Here is a 21,415-nt window from a genome sequence, read left to right as displayed (position 1 = left end):
CTTGCCATAGCGATGTCCACCTTGATCCTGATACCGGCCCGCATGGCCTCCACCCGCCTGCCGGGCAAACCTCTGGCCGACATCGCCGGCGTGCCGATGATCGTCCATGTCGCCCGCCGTGCCGCCGAAGCGGGCCTTGGCCGGGTGGTGGTGGCGACCGACACGCAAAGCGTGGCCGAAGCGGTGCGCGCGCATGGATTCGAGGCGGTGATGACGGGCATCGACCACGAATCCGGCTCCGACCGCATCCACGAGGCGCTGGTCGCGCTCGATCCTGGACATAAGGTCGAAACGATCGTCAATGTGCAGGGCGACCTGCCGACCATCGATCCCGGCATCATCGCCGCCTCGCTCAGGCCATTCGAGGACGGGGCGGTGGATATCGCCACACTCGGTGTCGAGATCGTCCGCGAGGAGGAAAAGACCAATTCCAATGTCGTCAAGATCGTGGGCTCGCCGCTGTCTGCCACGAGGCTGAGGGCGCTCTATTTCACCCGCGCCACGGCACCTTGGGGCGAGGGGCCGCTCTATCACCACATAGGCCTCTACGCCTATCGCCGCGCGGCACTCGAGCGCTTCGTCGCGCTGAAGCCGTCGCCGCTGGAACGCCGCGAGCGGCTGGAGCAGCTGCGGGCGCTGGAAGCCGGCATGCGCATCGATGCCGAGATCGTCCGGTCGCTGCCGCTAGGCGTCGACACGCCGGAAGACCTTGAGCGCGCCCGAATCATCCTTTCAAACTGAGAAATTCCTCCGCCATGCCTGAAAAAACCAACAGAATATCCTTCCAGGGCGAGCCGGGCGCCAATTCCGATACCGCCTGCCGCAACGTCTATCCCTCGATGGAGCCGTTGCCGTGCCCGACTTTCGAGGATGCCTTCAACGCGGTCGAGACCGGCAAGGCCGATCTCGCCATGATCCCGATCGAGAACACCATCGCCGGACGCGTCGCCGACATCCATCATCTCTTGCCGGAATCGAGGATGCACATCGTCGGCGAATATTTCCTGCCGATCCATTTCCAGTTGATGGTGCTGCCCGGCGTCAAGCGGGAAGAAATCAAGACCGTTCACAGCCACATTCATGCGCTTGGCCAGTGCCGCAAATACATCCGCAAGAACGGCTGGAAGGCCGTCGTGGCCGGCGATACGGCGGGCGCCGCCAAGATGATCTCCGAGGTCAAGGACCGCACGATGGCCGCCCTGTCGCCGGCGCTGGCGGCGACGCTCTATGGGCTCGACATCATCGAGGAGAACGTCGAGGACACCGATTCCAACGTCACCCGCTTCGTCGTCCTGACCAAGAGCAAGCAATGGGCCGAACGGCCGACTGCCGACACCAAGATGATGACGACCTTCATCTTCCGCGTCCGTAACGTGCCGGCCGCGCTCTACAAGGCGATGGGCGGCTTTGCCACCAACGGCATCAACATGACCAAGCTGGAGAGCTACCAGCTCGGCGCTTTCACGGCGACGCTTTTCTACGCCGACATCGAGGGCCATCCCGACGATCCGCTGGTCAAGCTGGCGCTGGACGAGCTTCGCTTCTTCTCCCGTGAAGTGCGCATCCTGGGCGTCTATCCGGCCAGCCAGTCGCGCGAGCAATGGAAGGTAGCGGATTAGAGCAATTCCAGGAAAAGCGCTTGGCGCTTTCCCTTGAGAATTGCGTCAAAACAAAGAGTTGGAGCGGGTCCCCGTTTCCGTGAAACGGTGAATTCTAGATCACCGCGCCCAGCGGCACATAGTCGATCTCGAGAAATTTCTCGACCTCCGGCACCCAGCGGTCGCGCACGAAGGCGACATGGTCGGGATGGTCGTTGTATCTGGTGTAGGCGGCCTGGTCGGCGAACTCCATCGAGAAGCCGAACTGATAGTCGTTCTTGGGGCTGATCTGCCGCAATTGCTCGAAATGCGTGACGCCCCGGATCGCGGTGAGGATTTTCTTGGCGTCGACGAGGAATCGCTTTTCCTCCAGCGAATGCGGCGGGTGCTTCAGCGTGAAGACGACGGTGTGGCGGATCATTTGTCTCTCCTGCAATGACTTTCAGTATCGGCTATTCGCTGTCGACCCAGGCGCGGATGAGGTGATGCGCGATCGCACCTTTCGGCGGCGTGACCAGATTATCGGCGTGCTCCCTGGCCAGCATCAGGCGCACCTCGTCGCGGCCAAACCAGCGGCAGTCCTCCAACTCGTTGAGGTCGGCCTGGATGTCCTCATTGAGCGGCTCGCCGAAGCAGCCGATCATCAGTGAGTAGGGGAACGGCCAGGGCTGGCTGGCGTGGTAGACGACGCGGCCGAGCCGAATGCCGGCCTCCTCCAGCGTCTCGCGGCGCACCGCCGCCTCGATCGTCTCGCCCGGCTCGATGAAGCCGGCGAGCGCCGAATACATGCCCGGCGCGAAGTGCCGGCCTCGCCCAAGCAGGCATTTCTCCCGCGTTGCCGTCAGCATGATCGCCACCGGGTCGGTGCGTGGAAAATGCTCGGTGCCGCAATTCGGGCAATGGCGCTTGTAGCCGCCGGCCCGCATCTGCGATTGGGTGCCGCATTTGCTACAGAAACGGTGGCTGGCGTGCCAGGCGAGCAGGGCGGCCCCTTGTGCCATCGCGCCGGCGGCCGCTTCGTCGATCAGCCCTTGCATGTAGACCGACCGGTAGTCGATCGCCTTGACGGTCTCCGGCAACTGTTCGGCGTCAACGCCGGCCACCACCGCGAGCACCGGTCCTTGATCGGAAAAGCCGAGCAGGACACTTTGGTCGAGGGAAGGGTTGAAAGACTGGCTCTCGGAGGCGCCGAACCAGGGATCAAGACCGCTGCCATTCCCCAATTTCAGATAGAGCCGGCCGCCATTCATCAACAGCAGCCGCGTCGTTGGATCGGCCAGCGCCTTGTCGACCGAATCGTCGGCGCGACTCTCGGATTGCCGGTCGATGGTATTGCCGGCAAAGCCGACAAATTGGCTCGGCTCGCGCAGGGGCGCGTCAAACAGGCTGAAGCTCATGCGGACTCTGGTTCTTTGGGATGGACATGTTTTGGAATGAATACAGGGGAGCTTATAGCGCCGCCCTTATCGTTTCGGCAAACCGGCGCAGGTCGGAGCGCTCATAAGGTTCGCGCAGGCCGTGCCCCCACACCGGGCCGGGCCAGCCGGGATCGCCTTCGGACCGGGCGATGATATGGATATGCAACTGGCGCACGATGTTGCCGAGCGCGCCGGTGTTGATCTTGGTGCAACCGCTCACTTTCTTGAGCGCCTGCGCCACCATGTTGGTCTCGAAGGTCAGCATGGCCTGGTCGAGCGGCGTCATGTCGTGGATTTCCTCCGCGCCCGGCCGCTGCGGCACCAAAAGCAGCCATGGCCAGCGGCGATCGTTCATTACCCGCAATTCGCAGAGCCCAAGCCACATCAACTGCTCGCTGTCCGCTTCCAGCCGGGCATCCAGCATGAATCCGGCCTTCAGGCCCGGCAGCATCGGCGTTTCCCTTGCTTTTCTTGGTTTCCTTGAACTCACGACGCTAGAGCGGCGGCAAGAGGGCTGCAAGCGAATCATTGTTCCTCTAAGGGTTTGGTGCGCCAAATCGCATGCGCACTTGCATTTCATCGCGCAATTGCCGATATGGACGGTGGGAGGTTGGTGGTGGACGATCCACTCGCCAACCGGGTCAGGTCCGGAAGGAAGCAGCCCTAACGAGCCCGGAACGGGTCATTGTTCCAGCCTCCCACCTCATCGGCCCCCCTCGCGACATTGACGACGCATTGCAGCGCGGGCGAGACTATGCGCAGGAATCGGCGCCTTTGGGCGCGGCCTTTTGGAGCTTAACGGGCGAATGAGCGAAGCCGGAAATTCGGGGCCAAAAAGCCTGGAGCCAAAAAGCCCGGAAAACGCAAAGGCCGCCGCCTATCGCGTGCTGGCGCGCAAATACCGTCCGTCGAACTTTTCCGAACTGGTCGGCCAGGAGCCGATGGTGCGCACCCTCACCAACGCCTTTGCCACCGGCCGCATTGCCCAGGCCTGGATGCTGACCGGCGTGCGCGGCGTCGGCAAGACCACCACGGCGCGCATCCTGGCGCGGGCGCTGAACTACAAGACATCGACCGTGGACCAGCCTTCGGTCGACCTTGCCGTCCTCGGCGAGCATTGCCAGGCGATCATGGAAGGCCGCCATGTCGACGTCATCGAGATGGACGCCGCCTCGCACACCGGCATCGACGACATCAGGGACATCATCGAGCGTGTGCGCTATGCGCCGGTGTCGGCCCGCTACAAGGTCTACATCATCGACGAAGTGCACATGCTGTCGACGCAGGCCTTCAACGGCCTGCTGAAAACGCTGGAAGAGCCGCCGCCGCACGTCAAATTCATCTTCGCCACCACCGAAATCCGCAAGGTTCCGATCACCGTCCTGTCGCGCTGCCAGCGTTTTGACCTGAGGCGCATCGATGCCGGATCGCTGGTAGCGCATCTCTCTTCGATCGCCGCCAAGGAAGGCATTTCGGTCGACGACGACGCGCTGGCGATGATCGCGCGTGCCGCCGAAGGCTCGGCCCGCGATTCGCTCTCCATCCTCGACCAGGCGATCGCCCATGGCGCCGGCTCCGTCAGTGCCGAGGCCGTGCGGGGCATGCTGGGCCTGGCCGACCGCGCCCGCATCGTCGACCTGTTCGAACATGTGATGAAGGGCGACGTGGCGGCGGCGCTTGCCGAGTTCCGCGCTCAATACGACACCGGCGCCGATCCGGCCGCCGTACTGACCGATCTTGCCGAGTTCAACCACCTTGTCACCCGGCTGCGTTTCGTTCCGACCGCCATGGATGATGCTTCGCTGTCGCAGGACGAGCGCCAGCGCGGCGCCGATTTTGCCAGGACGTTGTCCGTCAAGGTGCTGTCGCGAACCTGGCAGATGCTGCTCAAGGGCATTCCCGAGGTGCAATCCTCGAACCGGCCGGTGAGCGCGGCCGAGATGGTGTTGATCCGGCTGGCGCATGCCGCCGACCTGCCGACGCTCGACGAGGCGCTGAGATCGCTCGAGGGCGCGGGACCGGTTCAAAATGGCGCATCTCGTCCAAACGGGGCGCCCGCTGGTGCTGGCAATGGCGGTGGTGCCAGCGCGGTCGCGCAAACGCGCATGCCATCCGGACAGGGCGGTGGCGCGCAGACCATGCGGTTGGTCGAGGCCACGCCCGCGCCGGTGGCTTTCGTCGCCCCTCCCCAACCGGCGCCGGAGACGCCGCCGGTACCCCTGAAATCGCTGGCCGACATCGTTGCCCTCGCCGACGCACAACGCGACATCGCCCTAAAGGTGCTGGTCAAGCGCTGCATCCGTCCCGTGCGCATCGAACCCGGTCGCATCGACGTCAGCCTGACCGAAGATGCGCCCAAGCTGCTGCTCAACGATCTGACAACGAAACTGCGCGCCTGGACCGGCCGCAACTGGCTTGTCTCGCTGTCCAAGGAAGAGGGCGGCCAGACGCTGGCTGAAATGGAATCGACGAAGCGCGAAAATGCCTTCCTCGATGCCAGGAGCGATCCGGCCGTGGCCGCCATACTGGCGCGTTTCCCGGGCGCCAAGATCATCGACGTGCGCATTCCCGATGCGCCGGAGGCAGACGAGACCGAGGCGGAAGTGCCGGTCGAGCCGCCGGCGGATGACGACGAGACCTGATAAACCAAGAACCTGACAAACCAAGAACCAAGGATTGGACCATGAAAGATCTTCTCGGCCTCATGGGCAAGGCGAAGGAAATGCAGGCCAAGTTTCAGGCCATGCAGGACGAGATCGCCACGGTCGAATCCGTCGGCCAGGCCGGCGGCGGCCTGGTCAGCGTCACGCTGAGCGGAAAGTTCGACATGAAGTCGCTGAAGATCGACCCGTCTCTGTTCAAGGAGGACGATGTCGAGATCCTTGAGGACCTGATTCTTGCCGCCCACAATGACGCCAAGGCCAAGGTCGAGCAGATCATGCAGGAAAAGACCAAGGCGCTGACATCAGGCCTGCCGATCCCGCCGGGAATGAAACTGCCGTTCTGATGCATGGCGCCCAAAACCGTGCAGCGGTTTTGGGGCAACGGCGTGCACGAAAGTTGAGCCAGCGGTGATGCGCCCATGACCGAAGAGCCGTCTGAAAGACTGATCGAGCAGCGTATCCGCAACAGGATCTACGAGATCCTGGAAATCCTCGCGGATTGCGATGCCGGCGTCGATATCGTCGGCATCAAGGGCTATTTCTATTTGTTCGAGGATTTCGTGCACCGCCCGTCGATCGAGGCCGGCACATCGGCGCTTTCGAAGGAGGAGCGTGCGATCGTGCTGGAAATCGCTGAATTCCTCGAGGCGGCTTCCGAGACGAATCCCGATTTCACCAAGGCCGAATTCATCGATAGCGACTGGCCGGGAAAGATCGCGCCGACGGCCAGGAACGCGCGGGCGTTGTTCCTCAGGCGCGGCCTGTTTTCCGAGAAAGTCGAGGAGCTTGAGCCTGGTCGGCCGGCCGCGATGGCGGCGGGGCGGTAGCGATTTCCGGAAAAGCGCGCCGCGGTTTTCCCTGGACAATTGCGGCGAAACGAAGGGATAGCGGTCATCGCTTTTGTGAAATGATGGCTCGATCTATCTGGAAAGCCTCGAAATTGTGCCTTTTCGGCAACAGTACGTTGTTAATAACGTTTTGGCCATCATTTTGCCCGAAAGTGTCTCATTCTTGCCGCAGCCTGGGGGCGGGCATCGAAGTGAGAGGGTAACCTGTTGATCGTCACGCGATGGAAGACGCCGCTGTTGCTCGGCGTCATTACGTCTCCCCTGTTTTTGGCTGCGTGCAGCCAGACAACCTCGCACGGCATGTCCGTCGCCGGCCTCACCGATGCCATCACGCCGAGTTTCCTGAGCTCGCGGCCTTACAGCCACACCCCGAAGGACAGGGAATGCCTGGAAAGGGCGATGTTCTTCGAATCCAACAGGTCGAGCCGCGACGGCATGATCGCTGTCGGCACCGTGGTGATGAACCGCCTGCGCTCCGGCCAGCATGGCAGCACCATCTGCGAAGTGGTGGGCGAGCCGGGCCAATTCGCGCCGGGCGTCATGACCAGGCCGATGAATTCGCGCGCAATGCCCGATGTCGAGGAAGCGGCCAACGCCGTGCTCAAGGGCGAGCGCAAGGCCAAGCTCAAGAACACCATGTATTTCCACACGGCGGGCCTGCGCTTCCCCTACAAGAACATGCATTACACCATGGTCGCCGGCGGCAATGCCTTCTATGAGAAGCGCGGCCGTAACTGGCAGCCGCTGCCCGATGAGCCGACCGTGGCGGTTGCCTCGGCTGGGTCCGAAATCGTGAAGCCGGCCGCACCGGTGACGATGGTTGCCTCGGCCGAGCCGGCGCCTCCGGCCAAAACGTCCCGCGTCGCTCCGGCGCAGCAAGTCTTTATGACCGCCTCTGTGGAACCGGCCCGTCAGCCCAAGGCCAAGGCCGCTCCAGTTCAAGAGACCTATGTGACCGCGGCCGCGGTGCCCACGGCGAAGTCGGCGCGTGTGACCGTGAAGCAGACGATGGTCGCGATGCAGGAGCCGATGGAAGAACCGGATGCCGCCCGGTTCGGCGGAACCTTGAACAAAAAGGTTATCAGTTCGGTTCAGGGTGAGCCGCAAGAGGCGGCGATGGGGTTCCAGTCGACGCCGGAGAACACCGACGCCATCGGCGCGATGATCGCCAGCCAGAGTCGACCGCTCGAGGTCAACTGATTCGCATCGCCACGGCTTCGCGTGGCGGCATGGCGGACCATACGCTGACACGGATGTTCCAAGGCGCTCGGAAAAATCCTGGAGCAGTTCACCGTTTCGTGGAAACGGCGAACTGCTCCAGCTTTTCGTTTTGACGCAATTCCGGACGGAAAACCGCTTCGCACTTTTCCTGGAATTGCTCTAGATCAGAGCGATGTCCAAGCGAATCGCCGGTCCCGAGATCGAACGTCTGATCCAGCTCCTGGCCAAGGTGCCGGGGCTTGGTCCCCGTTCGGCCCGGCGCGCGGCACTGCATCTGATCAAGAAGAAGGAGCAGCTTCTGTCGCCGCTCGCCGCCGCCATGGGCGAGGCTGCCGACAAGGTGCGTATCTGTTCCACCTGTGGCAATGTCGATACGTCGGATCCTTGCATGATCTGCACGGACCCGCGCCGCGATGCCGCCACCCTCATCGTCGTCGAGGACGTCTCCGATCTCTGGGCGCTCGAACGCGCGGCGGCGATGAACGTACGCTACCATGTGCTCGGCGGCACGCTGTCGCCGCTCGACGGCGTCGGCCCGGATCAGCTCAACATCCGCTCGCTGATCGACCGCGTCGCCGGCGGCGAGGTCAAGGAAATCATCCTCGCCGTCAACGCAACGGTCGAGGGCCAGACCACCGCGCACTACCTCACCGACCAATTGTCCGGCTTCGACATCAAGGTGACAAGGCTGGCGCATGGCGTGCCGGTTGGCGGTGAACTCGACTATCTCGATGAGGGCACGCTGGCCGCCGCGCTGCGCTCGCGGACGGCGTTTTGACGCAATTGGCGGGATGTTTGCCGAAATGACTGCATTCCTTCGTACGATCACCTTCGCCCTTGTCGCTACGCTTATCGGTGTCTTCCTCGCCACCTCGGTCTCGGCAGCCAGGATCGACGACCAGTACCGCGCGTGGCTGCAGAACGATCTCTGGCCCGAAGCCAAGGCCAAAGGCATTTCCAAGAAGACCTTCGATGCCGCCTTCGACGGCATAAAACCCAACCTGAAGCTGCCCGACCTTGTCATGCCCGGCGAGAAGCCGAAGACGCCGCAGAAGCAGCATCAGGCCGAGTTCGGCTCGCCCGGCGCCTATTTCGCCGAAAAGACGGTTCGCGCCGTGACGTCGGGTGGACGCACGCGCGAGGCGGCCAACGCCAGGACCCTTGCCGCGATCGAGAAGCGCTATGGCGTGCCCGGCGAGATCGTTCTGGCGATCTGGGGCCGCGAGACCGGTTTCGGCGCGGCGAAGATGCCCTACGACGCATTCGAGGTGCTGGGCACCAAGGCATTCATGTCGACGAAGAAGGACTTCTTCCGCACCGAGCTTTTGGCCGCACTGGAAATCGTCGAACGTGGGCTGGCCCCTGTCGGCGCGATGAAATCCTCCTGGGCCGGCGCGCTCGGCCAGCCGCAATTCATGCCGACCTCCTTTCTCAAGCATGCCGTGGATTTCGATGGCGACGGACGCGTCGATATTTGGAACTCGACGCCCGACGTGCTTGCCTCGATCGCCAACTATCTCGTCCATTATGGCTGGGTGAGGGGACGGGGCTGGGGGTTCGAGGTGACCGTGCCCGAGAGCGTCTCCTGCTCGCTGGAAGGTCCCGATCAGGGCAAGAAGATCTCCGACTGGGCCGGCATGGGCATCAAGCGCGTCGGCGGCAAGCTGTTTCCGGCGAGCGAGCTGAAGGCGGAGGGCTTCCTGCTGATGCCGGCCGGCCGCAGCGGACCGGCTTTCATCGCCACCCCCAATTTCTACGTGCTGAAGGAATACAACACCAGCGACCTCTACGCACTGTTCATCGGCCATGGCGCCGACCGCATCGCGCATGGCGATCAGGATTTTTCCGGCAGCTGGGGGCCTGTCGGCGATCTGCATCGTTCCGATATTGCCGCCCTGCAACGGGCGCTGGAAGCCAAGGGCTATGATGTCGGCAGCGCCGATGGCCTGCCCGGCTTCAAGACCCGCCGCTCGATCGGCAAGTGGCAGGCCAAGAACGGCCAGGCCGCGACCTGTTTTCCCGACGCCGGCCTGGTCGCCGCGCTGAAATAGCGCCGAAATCAAAGCAATTCCAGGAAAAGTGTGAACGGTTTTCCGTCAGGAATTGCGTCAAAACAAAGAGATAGAGAGGTTCGCCGTTTCCACGAAACGGTGAGCCTCTAGCAGATTATTCTCGATCGGCTGCCTCGATTGGCCGAACTACGCGTCGACGCGCGACCCGCCATCCTGCTTCAATGAGCCGTCGTATAAATGCTCGTTGCCGGCCACGGAGCCGCCGGATATGGTGTTGACCAAATGGACAAAAACCACGACGGTAAGTGGACAAGGGGCCGTCATACGCCCTGAAAAGAAGACCTCAATCCTGAGCCGGGAACTCAGGTCAACAACAAAAAAGGGAACAGTCACCATGATGATGGAAAAGCTTGCTCTACGATCCCGCATCCTGCTCGCGGGCGCGGCCATGTCGGCACTGCTTCTGGCCGGAGCGCCGGCCGGCGCGGTCACACCCGCCGACACGCTGGTCGAAGGTTTTGCGATCGACGACATCATCTCCATGGATCCGGGCGAGGCGTTCGAACTGTCGACCGCCGAAGTCACCGGCAATACCTATGACCTGCTGGTCCGCCTCGACCTCAGCGACACCTCCAAGGTCAAGGGCGATCTCGCTGAAAGCTGGACCGTATCCGACGACGGCCTGACGTATACTTTCAAGCTCAAGCCCGGCCTCAAATTCGCCTCCGGCAATCCGATCACCGCTGCCGATGTCGCCTATTCGTTCGAGCGCGCCGTCAAGCTCGACAAGAGCCCGGCCTTCATCATCGATCAGTTCGGCATCAGCGGCGACAATGTCACCGAAAAGGCCAAGGCCGTCGACGACACCACCTTCCAGTTCGTCGTCGACAAGGCCTATGCACCGAGCTTCGTGCTGAACTGTCTCTCGGCAACCGTCGCTTCGGTTGTCGATGCAAAGCTGGTCAAGGAACATGTCGCGGCGGTGACGCCGAGCGCGGACTACAAATGGGACAATGATTTCGGCAATGCCTGGCTGAAGACCGGCTATGCCGGCTCCGGCGTCTTCAAGCTGCGCGAATGGCGCGCCAACGAGGCTGTCGTGCTGGAGCGCAATGACAACTACTACGGCGAGAAAGCCAAGCTTGCCCGTGTCATCTATCGCAACATGAAGGAAAGCTCGGCACAGCGCCTGGCGCTGGAAGCCGGCGACATCGACGTCGCCCGTAACCTCGAGCCGAACGATCTCGACGCCATCGCCAAGAACGCCGACCTCACCTCGACCAGCGCGCCGAAGGGCACGGTCTACTACATCAGCCTGAACCAGAAGAACCCGAACCTCGCCAAACCCGAAGTGCGCCAGGCCTTCAAATATCTGGTCGATTATGACGCGCTGAGCTCGACCATCCTCAAGGGGATCGGCGAGATCCACCAGACCTTCCTGCCCAAGGGCGTGCTTGGCGAACTGGACGAGAACCCGTTCAAGCTCGACGTCGCCAAGGCCAAGGAATTGCTGGCCAAGGCCGGCCTGCCCGACGGCTTCAGCGTAACCATGGACGTGCGCACCGGCCAGCCGACGACCGGCATGGCGGAATCGATCCAGCAGACGCTCGGACAAGCCGGCATCAAGCTTGAGATCATCCCGGGTGACGGCAAGCAGACGCTGACCAAGTATCGTGCTCGTAATCACGACATCTATATCGGCCAATGGGGCCAGGACTATTTCGATCCGAACTCCAACGCCCAGACCTTTGCCTCGAACCCGGACAATTCGGACGAAGGCAAGACCAAGACGCTTGCCTGGCGCAATGCCTGGGATATTCCGGACCTGACCAAGCAGACGGAAGCGGCGCTGCTGGAAAAGGATTCGGGCAAGCGCGCCGACATGTACAAGGACCTCGAGAAGAAGATCCTCGACACCAGCCCCTTCGTGGTCATCCATCAGCAGCTGGAAGTCGCCGGCCTGCGCAAGAACCTCAAGGGCTTCGCGCTCGGCCCGAGCTTCGACACCAATTTCGTCGGGCCGGTCTCGAAGGAATAGTGCCCGCGGACGCGCCGCATGAGTGCGGTTGAAAACGAAGGCGGGCGCGGTGGCGCCCGCGCCGTTGCCCTTGCATCATCGCTCGGCCGTTTCCTGGTCATCGCGGTGACGACCTATCTTGGTCTTCTCGCGGTGACCTTCTTCATTGGCCGTGTCATCCCGATCGATCCGGTGTTGGCGGTGCTCGGCGACCGGGCGCCGGCCAATGTCGTCGAGCGCACGCGTCGCGAGATGGGCCTCGACCTGCCGCTGATCGAGCAGTTCTACATCTACGTGAAAGGCGCGCTGAACGGCGATTTCGGCACTTCGGTGCTGACCACCAACCCGGTCATGACCGACATCCGCCGCGCGCTTCCGGCAACCACGGAACTGGCGACGCTCGGGACACTGATCGGTGCGCTGTTCGGCGTGCCGCTTGGTGTACTGGCCGCGGTCAAGCGCGGCAGCATCATCGATCAGATCGTGCGCGTCATTGGGCTGATCGGCTATTCCGTGCCGATCTTCTGGCTCGGCCTGCTGGGCCTGGTGCTGTTCTACGCCAAGCTGCAATGGGTGGCCTTTCCGGCACGGCTCGACGTCGTCTACGAATACACCTTCACCCCGATCACCGGTTTCTACCTCCTCGATTCTGCGATGCAGGGTCAGTGGGATGTCTTCCGGGACGCCTTCCGGCACATCATCCTGCCGGCCTCGCTGCTCGGCTATTTCTCGCTCGCCTATATCAGCCGCATGACGCGCTCGTTCATGCTCAACGAACTCGCCCAGGAATATATCGTCGCGGCGCGCGCAAAGGGTCTGTCGGAAACCCGCATCATCTGGGGCCACGCGCTACGCAACGCCGCCGTGCCGATGGTCACGGTGATCGCGCTCTCCTATGCCGGCCTGCTCGAAGGCTCGGTGCTGACGGAAACCGTCTTTTCCTGGCCGGGCATCGGCCTCTACATCACCAATTCGCTGCAGAACGCCGACATGAACGCCGTGCTCGGCGGCACCATCGTCATCGGCTCGGTCTTCATCGGCATCAATCTTCTGTCCGACCTCCTTTACCGCCTGCTCGATCCGAGGACGAAATCCGCATGAGCAGAGGTATCTCACTTTCGGGTTCGGCTGCGGCCAATCACCCCCACTCCGGCCCTTCGGGCCACCTCTCCCCCTGCCCGGGGGAGAGGAAAAGCCGGCCGCACGCTTGGCTCCTTTCCTCTCTCCCATCGAACGGGGGAGAGGTGGTCCGCGAAGCAGACCGGAGTGGGGTTCGACAGCCTCAGGAGGCATCGTCATGACCGCCTCCGACGCCCGCCCTCTCTCTCGTCGCGACTGGTTGCTCAGCGAGCGGCCGGCCTCGCGCATGCAGGCGAGGCTTGGCCGCGCCTATGTCGCGTGGCGGCGCTTTTCCGCCAACCGGCTGGCTTTCGTAGGCCTGCTGATCATTATCGCCCTGCTGGTCATCGCCGCCCTTGCCGGCGTGCTGGCGCCCTATTCGCCGACCTTTGGCGATCTGAAGAACGCGCGGCTGCTGGCGCCGAGCGAGCAGCACTTGTTCGGCACCGACGACCTCGGCCGCGACATCTACTCACGCATCCTCTACGGCTCGCGCTGGACGCTCTATGTGGTCATCCTGGTTGCCATCATCGCGGCCCCCATCGGTCTGCTGGTCGGCACCGTCGCCGGCTATGCCGGCGGCTGGACCGATGCCGTCCTGATGCGCATCACCGACATCTTCCTCGCTTTCCCGAAGCTGGTTCTGGCGCTGGCCTTCGTGGCGGCGCTCGGCCCCGGCATCGAAAACGCGGTGCTTGCCATCGCCATCACCTCCTGGCCGCCCTATGCCCGCATCGCGCGCGCCGAAACGCTGACGGTGCGCAATTCCGATTACATCAAGGCGGTGCAACTGATGGGCGCCTCGCCGGCCCGTATCGTGCTGCGCCACATCATGCCGCTCTGCATCTCCTCGCTGATCGTTCGCGTGACGCTCGACATGGCCGGCATCATCCTCACCGCCGCCGGCCTCGGTTTCCTCGGCCTCGGCGCGCAGCCGCCGCTGCCCGAATGGGGCACGATGATCGCGTCCGGCCGCCGCTTCATCCTCGACCAGTGGTGGGTGGCCGGCGCGCCCGGCTTCGCAATCCTCATCGTCAGCCTCGGCTTCAACCTGCTTGGCGATGGCCTGCGCGACGCGCTAGATCCGCGCAGTGGTGACCAATGAGCGCGCTTCTCGACGTCGAGGACCTGCGTGTCACCTTCCCAACCCGCACCGGGTTGATCGAAGCGGTGCGCGGCGTCTCCTTTTCGCTCGGCCGCGAACGGCTCGGCATTGTCGGTGAAAGCGGCTCCGGAAAATCGCAGACCGGCCGCGCCATCATGGGCCTGACGCCGCCGCAGGCCCGGATATCGGCCAGGAAACTGGCCTTCGACGGCATCGACCTGCTCGGCATCTCGGCGCGCCAACGCCGGGCGTTGCGGGGCAACCGCATCGCCATGATCCTGCAGGATCCGAAATACTCGCTCGACCCGGTGATGAGCATCGGCCGCCAGATCGTCGAAACGCTGCGCACGCACGAAAGGGTTTCCAAGGCCGAGGCCCGCGAGCGGGCGCTGGCCATGCTGGAGGCGGTGCAGATCCGCGACCCCAAGCGCGTCTTCGACCTGCATCCGCATGAAGTGTCCGGCGGCATGGGCCAGCGCGCCATGATCGCCATGATGCTGATCGCCGGGCCGGAAATGATGATCGCCGACGAGCCGACCTCGGCACTGGACGTCACGGTGCAGCTCGACGTTCTCGGCATTCTTGACCGGCTGGTCAGTGAGCGCGGCATGGGGCTGATCTTCATCTCCCACGATCTGCGGCTGGTCTCGTCCTTCTGCGACCGCGTCATCGTCATGTATGCCGGTAAGGTGGTCGAGCAGCTCAAGGCCTCGGAATTGGGCCAGGCCCAGCACCCCTACACGCGCGGCCTGCTCAACTGCATGCCCAAGATCGGCGCCGACCGCCACCCGCTGCCGGTGCTCGACCGCAAGCCGGAGTGGGCGGCATGACTGCTGCGATTACCGTCGACAGGCTGGAGGTGATCTTCGACCGTTTTCGCGCGCTGAAGGGCGTCAGCCTCGACGTGCGGCCGGGCGAATCCTTCGGCCTGGTCGGCGAGAGCGGTTCCGGCAAATCGACGCTGCTCAGGGCGATCGCCGGCCTTGCGCCGGTCGCGTCGGGCAGCATCGCCGTCAATGGCAAGACGCTCGGCGCGCGCCGCGACAAGGCCTTTTACCGCGAAGTGCAGATGGTCTTCCAGGATCCGTATGGCTCGCTGCATCCGCGCCAGACCGTCGACCGCCTGTTGCAGGAACCGCTTGCCATCCACGGCTTTGCCGATGGTGAAAAGCGCATCGAGCGCGCGCTCGACGAAGTCGGCCTCGGCAACGGCTTCCGCTTCCGCTACGCGCACCAATTGTCGGGCGGCCAGCGCCAGCGCGTGGCGATCGCACGCGCGCTCATCCTCGAACCATCGATCCTGCTGCTTGACGAGCCGACCTCGGCGCTCGACGCGTCGGTGCAGGCGGAAGTGCTTAATCTTCTGGAAGAGGTCCGCCGGCGGCGCAAGCTGACCTTCCTGATGGTCAGCCACGACCTCGCCATCATCACCCATATGTGCGAGCGGCTGATGGTGATGCAAAGCGGCGAGGCGGTGGAGAACCTGACGGCGGGCGACCTTGTCGAGCGCCATGTCACCAAGGATTATACGCGCAATCTTTTGCGGGCGAGCGACGGGTTTGTGAGAACGGCGTGACTCGTTCTTCCCGTGGCGGACCGGTGCTATCGGACAAGAGTATATTCAAATCTGACGATTGGATTGCATACGTTGTGCATGAAGCTGACGACGACGACATCTACAACGAAGAAGGTGGCAGCTGGCAAATCCACGCAGCGACACGCCAGAGCGGAACGAACGCGAGATAATGCTGGTCGGCCTGCGGCAGGTGGTTCGGCGGGATGAAACCCTCTTGGCATTGGCCGATTGCCGAAAGGTTGGCATGCTTGGCGCAGTTCCAAGTCGTCGCCGTGGCAGCGCGCGAAATCACTCCCTGTGCCGTCCAACGATAACGAGGATACAGCAGGGTCTTAATTCGAACCTTGCGCCAGTTCGCCGTTCTCCGGAGCGGATGGTTCGTCCCCTTGCTTGGGCTCCTTGATCCTGAACCACGTCACATAAAGCGCCGGCAGGAACAGCAGCGTGATCGCCGTGCCGGCGATGATGCCGCCCATCATCGCGTAGGCCATCGGGCCCCAGAACACTTCGCGCGCGATAGGGATCAGCGCCAGGCTGGCTGCGGCCGCCGTCAGAGCGATCGGCCGCATGCGGTGTTCGGTCGCCTCGATGACGGCCGTCCATCGGTCCTTACCCTCTCGGACGAGATCCTCGATCTGCACGATCAGGATGACCGAGTTGCGGATCAGGATGCCGATCAGCGCCAGCACGCCGAGGATGGCGACGAAGCCGAGCGGCGCGCCGCTCGGCACCAGGGCGGCCACCACGCCGATCAGCCCGAGCGGCGCCACCGCCACGACCAGGAACAGACGCTGGAAGCTCTGCAGCTGCACCATCAGGATGGTCGCCATGATGAACAGCATCAGCGGCACCACGGCCGCGATCGGCCCCTGGCTTTTGGCGCTTTCCTCGACCGAGCCGGCGGTTTCCACCGAATAGCCCGCCGGCAGCTTGGCGATGAAGGCATCCACCGATGGCTTCAGCTCGTTGACCACCGTGGCAGGCAGCGTGTCGCCCACCATGCCGGCGCGCACGGTGATCGTCGGAATGCGGTCACGCCGCCACACTGTCGGCTGCTCGAGGTCGTAACTGAAATTGGCCACCGCCGCGAGCGGGATCGCTTCGCCGGTGCTGGTCGGCAGCTGCATGTTCTGCAGCGTCCCGATCGAGCCGCGTTCGGCATCGCGTGAGCGCGCCACGACATTGATCAGATAGGTGGCGTCGCGCACCTGGGTGATGGTGGCGCCGCCGACCGTGCTGTTGAGCGCACTGGCGATGTCGGAGGAGGTGATGCCGAGCTGGCGCGCTTTGTCCTGCAGCACGTCGACCCTCAGCACGCGCTGCGGCTCGTTCCAGTCGAAGGTGGGTGCCGCGAGCTTCGGATTGGCCGAGATGAGGCCGGCGAATTGCTGCGCCAACTCGCGCACGGTCTGGATTTCGGGACCGCCGACGCGATACTGCACCGGACGGCCGACAGGCGGTCCGAGTTCGAGCAGTTTGACGAAGGCGTCGGTGCCGACAAACTCCTCGCGCAGCAACTTCTCCAGCGCGGGCTTGACCCGATTGCGAGCCTCGAGGCTCTTGGTGACGATCACGGTCTGGCCGAAATAGGGGTTGGCCGGCTGCACGTCATAGGCCAGCACGAAGCGCACCGCGCCCTGGCCGATATAGGACGAGAAATGGTCGATGTCTGGATTGCCGACCAGCGCCCGCTGCTCGAACCGCTCCATCTGGTCGCGCGTCTCGGCGATCGACGAGTTCTGTGGCAGGTTCCAGTCGACGATCAGCTCCGGCCGGTCGGATGGCGGGAAGAACTGCTGCTGGACGAGGCCGAAGCCGGCGATCGAGGCCGCGAACAACAGCACCGTGACGATGATGGTCATCCAGTGCCGGCGCACCGAAAATACCAGCAACCGCCGGAACGCCGAGGTGAATCGGCCAGGCTGGTCGTGATGCTTGGTCTTCATCGTCGCCGGCAGGATGGTTACGCCCAGCAGCGGCGCGAACAGCACCGCCACGATCCACGACACCAGCAACGACACGGCGATGACGACGAACAGGGTGAAGGTGTATTCGCCGGCGGCACTTGAGTTGAGGCCGATCGGGATGAAGCCGGCGACCGTCACCAGCGTGCCGGTCAGCATCGGGAAGGCGGTCGAGGTGTAGACATAGGTCGCCGCCTTGCGCAGGTTGTCGCCAACCTCCAGCCGCGCCACCATCATCTCGACCGCGATCATGGCGTCGTCGACCAGAAGCCCGAGCGCGATGATCAGCGCGCCCAGCGAAATGCGCTGCAGTGAAATGCCGAGATACTCCATGACCGTGAAGGTGATGGCCAGCACCAGCGGGATTGACAGCGCCACGACGAAGCCGGCGCGCATGCCAAGGCTGATGAATGAGACGGCAAGCACGATGGCCACCGCCTCGAACAGCGCGCGGGTGAAGCCGGAGACCGCTTCCTCGACGATCACCGGCTGGTCGGCGACCAGATGCACGCCGACGCCGACCGGTAGGTCGGCCAGCACCTTGTCCATCTCCCTGTGCAGCGCCGCGCCGAATTCGAGCAGATTGGCGTTGGGCTTCATGCCGATGGCGAGCGCGATGGCGTCCTGGCCGTTGAAGCGGAACAGTGCCGTCGGCGGATCGACATAGCCGCGTGTGATCGTGGCCACGTCGCTCAGCCGGAAGAAGCGGTCGTTGACGCGCAGATTGATGGCACGCAGGCTCTCTTCGGACGTGAACTGGCCGCCGACGCGCACGCTGATGCGCTCCGGTCCGGACTGGATGACGCCGGACGGCGTTATCGCGTTCTGCGCCTGCAGGCTGGCGATGATCGCCTGCTGGTTGAGGCCAAGGGCCGCGATCTGGCGCGTCGAGAATTCGAGATATATGGCTTCGTCCTGCGCCCCCACGAGATCGACCTTGCCGGCATTGGGCACGGTCAGGATTTTTGTTCGGACCTCCTCGACATAGTCGCGCAACTGGCGCGACGTCAGCCCGTCCGATGTGAAGGCATAGATGTTGCCGTACACATCGCCGAAGCGGTCGTTGAAGAACGGCCCCTGCACGCCTTGCGGAAACTGCGCCTTGATATCGTTGACCATGTTGCGCACCTGAAGCCAGTTCGGCACGACATCGCGCGCCTTGGTGGTGTCCTTCAGGTTGACGAAGATGACGGTCTGGCCGGCGGTGGTGACGGATCTGGTGAAGTCGAGGCTGTCGAGCTCCTCGAGCTTCTTCTCGATGCGGTCGGTCACCTGCTGCAGCGTCTCCTTGACCGACGCGCCCGGCCAGTTGGCCTGGATGATCATCGTCTTGATGGTGAAGTTGGGGTCTTCCTCACGGCCGAGGTTGAGATAGGAGAATATGCCGGCCACCACGAAGACCAGCATGAAATACCAGACCATGGAGCGGTGGCTGAGCGCCCAGTCGGAGAGATTGAAGCCCTTCATCAGACGCCACCCCCGGGCACTCTAACCTTCTGGCCTTGGCTCAGGCTATGGACGCCGGCGGTGACCACGCGCATGCCGGCCTCAAGTCCATCGGCCACCGTGAAGGTGCCGCCATTCCTGGAAGCGATCTTGATGTCGCGCGTACTCACGCTCGATGTCTGCGGGTCGACGATCCACACTTTGTCGGAACCGTTCTTTTCGAGCAGCGCCGACATGGGCAGTTCGATCGTCGGCGCCACCTTGGTCATGCGGGTTGCCGTTACCGTTGAGCCGAGCCTGAAGGCCTGCGGCGGATCGGAGAGCGTCAGCCGCACGCGCCGGGTGCGCGTCGAGCCCTCCGCCTGTGGCGCGATTTCGCGCAGCTTGGCCTCGGTCTGGATCGTCGGCAGCGATTGCAGGATGACCTGGAACGGTGTGCCGGCCGTGAGATCGCCGACCAGCTGGTCGGGAATGTCGACGACCGCTTCGCGCAGGTCGGAGCGCGCCACGGTGACGACTGTCTGGCCTGCCGAAACCGTCTGCCCGACCTCGGCGCCGACCGCGGTGATGACGCCGTCGAAGTCGGAGAACAGCCTGGCATAGCCAAGCTGTTCCTGCGATTTGGCCAGCGAGGCCCTGGCTCGCTCGACGCTGGCTTCCGCGGCCTTGCGTGCCTGCTGAGCGGCATCGAAGACTGCCTGGGAAGCGTTGGCCGAGGCAAGCAGCTGGCGCTGGCGCTCCTCGCTCGCCGCGGCGTTGGCGAACTGTGCCTCGGCATTGGAGAGCTCCGCCTTGGCCGCCTGCACGGCCAGTTCCAGCGCGGTCGGGTCGAGCGCGGCGATCGTGGTGCCCTTGGTGACGATGTCGCCGACCTTGACGTCGCGGGAGACGACCCGGCCAAGCAGGCGGAAAGCAAGGTCGGCGCTGACCTGCGGCTCGACCGAGCCGGCGAAGCCGAAGGTCTCGGTGGTGCGCGGCTCGACCACCACCGAAAGCACCGGCCGGATGATCTCCGTCGGCTTTTCTTCGGATTTCGAGCAGGCGGCGAGCGCGCCAAGCGCGAACAAGCCGAGCATGATTGGCGGCAGCCGGTTCATTGGCCCGCCCTCGATATCTCCACCGTCTGGCCGGGACTGAGCAACTGCCCGCCCGCGGTAACGACACTCTGGCCTTCGTTCAGACCGCCGGCGACGACGACCGTGCCCGAATCGAAGGCCAGCACCTCGATCGGTGTCGTCGACACTGCCTTGGTCGCCGGGTCGACAATCCAGACGGCCGGCCTGCCGGCACTGGACGTCAGCGCCTGCCAGGGCAACAGGATCGCCTTCGCCGGCTTGGCGCTGATCGAGCCGATCACGGCCGCCCCCAGCGGCAAGCCGGGGGGCGTGGCGGGAATGCCGACCCTGACCCGGATCGAACCGGAGGCCTGGTCCACCACCGGCGAGATTTCGCGCACCTTGCCTGTTGCCCGGACCTGCGGATCGGCCAACAGCGTGATCGTCACCGCCGGCGAGACCGGCGTCCTGGCGACCAGCGTTTCCTGCACGTTGAACACGGCGTCACGGTCACCGTCCTCGGCGACGGTGAAGACAGTTTGCGCCGCCTGCACCACCTGGCCGGTTTCGACCTGGCGGGCGGTGATGACGCCGGGGGCGCCAGCCTTGAGCTCGGTGAAGGACAGGTTTTGCTGGGCATTGGCGAAGGCGCTCTGCGCGGCATCGACGCTGCCTTGCGCCACCTTCATCGCCTGGTCGGCGGCGTCATAGTCGCGCCTGGTGGTGAAGCCCTGGGCAAGCAGCGTCTTCTGCCGCTGGAAGGCGGCGGCGGACTGGGTCAACTGCGCCTTCGCCGCATCGAGATCGGCCTGTGCGGAGCGCAGATCGGATTCCTGTTCCTGTGGATCGATGCGGGCCAGCACCGCGCCTTGGTCGACATGCTGGCCGACATCGACAAACCGCTCGGCGACCCGGCCACCGACACGAAACGACAGATTGTTCAGCGTACGCGCCGCGATCACCCCGGTCAGCGAGGTCCTCGGTGCGTAGTCGGCCATCGCCACCGTTTCCGCGCGCACCATGACCGGCAATTTCCTGGTCGCCGCTTCCTGCTTCTGGCAACCGGCCAGCAGCAGGGCGGCCGCGCAGACGCAGACTGCCGAGGGAAAAGACAAAAGACTGGAGGTTTTGACGGATGGCGGCGACACGGATGATGACGCGTTTCTGCTCATGGGCTCCCCCAGCCGCGGGCCACTCGTTGACGGCGATGCCTCGCCGATATCCGAAGGATAATCGATCCCCCGAAAAAGGAAACCGCTCTCGTACGTGTATCGCCCGACTGGTTAAGGGCGGAGATATGCCCGTCGCAGGCCCAATCGCCATCCGGTGGTGCCGACTTGAGGAAAACATGAAATAAGGTCAGAAGACATCTG

General features: G+C 63.7%; 19 protein-coding genes and 1 other RNA gene. 14 read left to right on the top strand and 6 right to left on the bottom strand.

Features of this window, described 5'->3' with window-relative positions; translation table 11 throughout:
• The first annotated feature begins 12 nt into the window (after positions 1–12).
• Both EB815_RS00320 and EB815_RS00315 read left to right on the top strand, forming a co-directional pair.
• On the top strand, positions 13–741 hold the full coding sequence (locus tag EB815_RS00320) for a 3-deoxy-manno-octulosonate cytidylyltransferase (RefSeq protein ID WP_056569820.1): 729 nt from the start codon (positions 13–15) through the stop codon (positions 739–741).
• Positions 742–755: 14 nt separating this feature from the next.
• Entirely contained in the window at positions 756–1,619 is an 864-nt protein-coding gene (locus EB815_RS00315) for a prephenate dehydratase (RefSeq protein WP_056569822.1), read from the top strand.
• A 94-nt stretch (positions 1,620–1,713) separates the two neighbouring features.
• On the opposite strand, the gene EB815_RS00310 is transcribed toward EB815_RS00315, so the two are convergent.
• From EB815_RS00310 to EB815_RS00300, 3 genes are read right to left on the bottom strand one after another with little or no spacing between them, the layout of a single operon-like run.
• Positions 1,714–2,019, bottom strand: coding sequence for a Dabb family protein (locus EB815_RS00310; protein ID WP_056569826.1), 306 nt, complete (start codon positions 2,017–2,019; stop codon positions 1,714–1,716).
• Between the two features lie 31 nt (positions 2,020–2,050).
• Positions 2,051–2,995 carry an NAD(+) diphosphatase gene (gene nudC / locus EB815_RS00305; protein ID WP_056569828.1) on the bottom strand — a complete coding sequence of 315 codons (945 nt, stop codon included), beginning with the start codon at positions 2,993–2,995 and terminating at the stop codon, positions 2,051–2,053.
• 52 nt (positions 2,996–3,047) lie between these two features.
• Positions 3,048–3,467, bottom strand: a complete 420-nt coding sequence (locus tag EB815_RS00300; RefSeq protein ID WP_056569830.1) for an HIT domain-containing protein — start codon at positions 3,465–3,467, stop codon at positions 3,048–3,050.
• A gap of 154 nt (positions 3,468–3,621) precedes the next feature.
• Here EB815_RS00300 and ffs point away from each other — a divergent pair.
• From ffs to EB815_RS00235, 12 genes are all read left to right on the top strand, one after another.
• Positions 3,622–3,718: signal recognition particle sRNA small type (ffs, locus tag EB815_RS00295), an RNA gene on the top strand.
• 104 nt (positions 3,719–3,822) lie between these two features.
• Positions 3,823–5,658, top strand: coding sequence for a DNA polymerase III subunit gamma/tau (locus EB815_RS00290; protein WP_056569832.1), 1,836 nt, complete (start codon positions 3,823–3,825; stop codon positions 5,656–5,658).
• A gap of 41 nt (positions 5,659–5,699) precedes the next feature.
• The gene (locus tag EB815_RS00285; RefSeq protein ID WP_056569838.1) at positions 5,700–6,023 is read left to right on the top strand and encodes a YbaB/EbfC family nucleoid-associated protein; all 324 of its coding nucleotides are present in this window, start codon (positions 5,700–5,702) and stop codon (positions 6,021–6,023) included.
• Positions 6,024–6,098: 75 nt separating this feature from the next.
• Positions 6,099–6,506, top strand: coding sequence for a hypothetical protein (locus EB815_RS00280; RefSeq protein ID WP_056569840.1), 408 nt, complete (start codon positions 6,099–6,101; stop codon positions 6,504–6,506).
• Positions 6,507–6,734: 228 nt separating this feature from the next.
• Positions 6,735–7,727: a cell wall hydrolase gene (locus EB815_RS00275; RefSeq protein WP_056569844.1), complete on the top strand. Its 993-nt coding sequence runs from the start codon at positions 6,735–6,737 to the stop codon at positions 7,725–7,727.
• A gap of 193 nt (positions 7,728–7,920) precedes the next feature.
• Positions 7,921–8,526: a recombination mediator RecR gene (gene recR, locus EB815_RS00270; RefSeq protein ID WP_056569846.1), complete on the top strand. Its 606-nt coding sequence runs from the start codon at positions 7,921–7,923 to the stop codon at positions 8,524–8,526.
• A 25-nt stretch (positions 8,527–8,551) separates the two neighbouring features.
• On the top strand, positions 8,552–9,799 hold the full coding sequence (locus EB815_RS00265) for a lytic murein transglycosylase (protein ID WP_056570436.1): 1,248 nt from the start codon (positions 8,552–8,554) through the stop codon (positions 9,797–9,799).
• A gap of 355 nt (positions 9,800–10,154) precedes the next feature.
• Positions 10,155–11,798, top strand: a complete 1,644-nt coding sequence (locus EB815_RS00255; protein ID WP_056569850.1) for an ABC transporter substrate-binding protein — start codon at positions 10,155–10,157, stop codon at positions 11,796–11,798.
• Between the two features lie 18 nt (positions 11,799–11,816).
• Positions 11,817–12,878 carry an ABC transporter permease gene (locus EB815_RS00250; protein ID WP_056569852.1) on the top strand — a complete coding sequence of 354 codons (1,062 nt, stop codon included), beginning with the start codon at positions 11,817–11,819 and terminating at the stop codon, positions 12,876–12,878.
• Positions 12,879–13,074: 196 nt separating this feature from the next.
• Complete coding sequence (gene nikC / locus EB815_RS00245; RefSeq protein ID WP_056569855.1) at positions 13,075–14,001, top strand: nickel transporter permease; 927 nt, start codon at positions 13,075–13,077, stop codon at positions 13,999–14,001.
• Positions 13,998–14,831, top strand: a complete 834-nt coding sequence (locus EB815_RS00240) for an ABC transporter ATP-binding protein (RefSeq protein WP_056569857.1) — start codon at positions 13,998–14,000, stop codon at positions 14,829–14,831. The genes nikC and EB815_RS00240 overlap by 4 nt, the downstream gene beginning before the upstream one ends.
• A complete protein-coding gene (locus EB815_RS00235; protein WP_056570439.1) occupies positions 14,828–15,577 on the top strand; it encodes an ABC transporter ATP-binding protein in 750 nt (249 codons plus the stop codon). Before EB815_RS00240 ends, EB815_RS00235 begins: the two co-directional genes overlap by 4 nt.
• Before the next feature lie 332 nt (positions 15,578–15,909).
• Here EB815_RS00235 and EB815_RS00230 read toward each other — a convergent pair whose 3' ends face one another.
• Genes EB815_RS00230 through EB815_RS00220 form a run of 3 tightly spaced genes read right to left on the bottom strand, consistent with a single transcriptional unit; the run spans position 15,910 to position 21,214 of the window.
• The gene (locus EB815_RS00230) at positions 15,910–19,008 is read right to left on the bottom strand and encodes an efflux RND transporter permease subunit (protein WP_081294924.1); all 3,099 of its coding nucleotides are present in this window, start codon (positions 19,006–19,008) and stop codon (positions 15,910–15,912) included.
• Entirely contained in the window at positions 19,008–20,084 is a 1,077-nt protein-coding gene (locus EB815_RS00225) for an efflux RND transporter periplasmic adaptor subunit (protein ID WP_056569871.1), read from the bottom strand. Before EB815_RS00225 ends, EB815_RS00230 begins: the two co-directional genes overlap by 1 nt.
• On the bottom strand, positions 20,081–21,214 hold the full coding sequence (locus EB815_RS00220; protein WP_056569873.1) for an efflux RND transporter periplasmic adaptor subunit: 1,134 nt from the start codon (positions 21,212–21,214) through the stop codon (positions 20,081–20,083). The genes EB815_RS00225 and EB815_RS00220 overlap by 4 nt, the downstream gene beginning before the upstream one ends.
• Positions 21,215–21,415 lie beyond the last annotated feature (201 nt).

This window comes from Mesorhizobium loti, assembly GCF_013170705.1.
In the GTDB taxonomy this organism is placed as follows: domain Bacteria; phylum Pseudomonadota; class Alphaproteobacteria; order Rhizobiales; family Rhizobiaceae; genus Mesorhizobium; species Mesorhizobium loti_D.
This window is presented reverse-complemented; position numbering and strand designations above follow the sequence as displayed.

Coding starts and splice junctions, on each gene's coding strand:
- EB815_RS00240 (WP_056569857.1), top strand. CDS start 13,998: ATGAGCGCGCTTCTCGACGTCGAGGACCTGCGTGTCACCTTCCCAACC.
- EB815_RS00235 (WP_056570439.1), top strand. CDS start 14,828: ATGACTGCTGCGATTACCGTCGACAGGCTGGAGGTGATCTTCGACCGT.
- nikC (WP_056569855.1), top strand. CDS start 13,075: ATGACCGCCTCCGACGCCCGCCCTCTCTCTCGTCGCGACTGGTTGCTC.
- EB815_RS00285 (WP_056569838.1), top strand. CDS start 5,700: ATGAAAGATCTTCTCGGCCTCATGGGCAAGGCGAAGGAAATGCAGGCC.
- EB815_RS00255 (WP_056569850.1), top strand. CDS start 10,155: ATGATGATGGAAAAGCTTGCTCTACGATCCCGCATCCTGCTCGCGGGC.
- EB815_RS00290 (WP_056569832.1), top strand. CDS start 3,823: ATGAGCGAAGCCGGAAATTCGGGGCCAAAAAGCCTGGAGCCAAAAAGC.
- EB815_RS00310 (WP_056569826.1), bottom strand. CDS start 2,019: ATGATCCGCCACACCGTCGTCTTCACGCTGAAGCACCCGCCGCATTCG.
- recR (WP_056569846.1), top strand. CDS start 7,921: ATGTCCAAGCGAATCGCCGGTCCCGAGATCGAACGTCTGATCCAGCTC.
- nudC (WP_056569828.1), bottom strand. CDS start 2,995: ATGAGCTTCAGCCTGTTTGACGCGCCCCTGCGCGAGCCGAGCCAATTT.
- EB815_RS00300 (WP_056569830.1), bottom strand. CDS start 3,467: ATGCTGCCGGGCCTGAAGGCCGGATTCATGCTGGATGCCCGGCTGGAA.
- EB815_RS00265 (WP_056570436.1), top strand. CDS start 8,552: ATGACTGCATTCCTTCGTACGATCACCTTCGCCCTTGTCGCTACGCTT.
- EB815_RS00280 (WP_056569840.1), top strand. CDS start 6,099: ATGACCGAAGAGCCGTCTGAAAGACTGATCGAGCAGCGTATCCGCAAC.
- EB815_RS00320 (WP_056569820.1), top strand. CDS start 13: ATGTCCACCTTGATCCTGATACCGGCCCGCATGGCCTCCACCCGCCTG.
- EB815_RS00230 (WP_081294924.1), bottom strand. CDS start 19,008: ATGAAGGGCTTCAATCTCTCCGACTGGGCGCTCAGCCACCGCTCCATG.
- EB815_RS00315 (WP_056569822.1), top strand. CDS start 756: ATGCCTGAAAAAACCAACAGAATATCCTTCCAGGGCGAGCCGGGCGCC.
- EB815_RS00250 (WP_056569852.1), top strand. CDS start 11,817: ATGAGTGCGGTTGAAAACGAAGGCGGGCGCGGTGGCGCCCGCGCCGTT.
- EB815_RS00225 (WP_056569871.1), bottom strand. CDS start 20,084: ATGAACCGGCTGCCGCCAATCATGCTCGGCTTGTTCGCGCTTGGCGCG.
- EB815_RS00220 (WP_056569873.1), bottom strand. CDS start 21,214: ATGAGCAGAAACGCGTCATCATCCGTGTCGCCGCCATCCGTCAAAACC.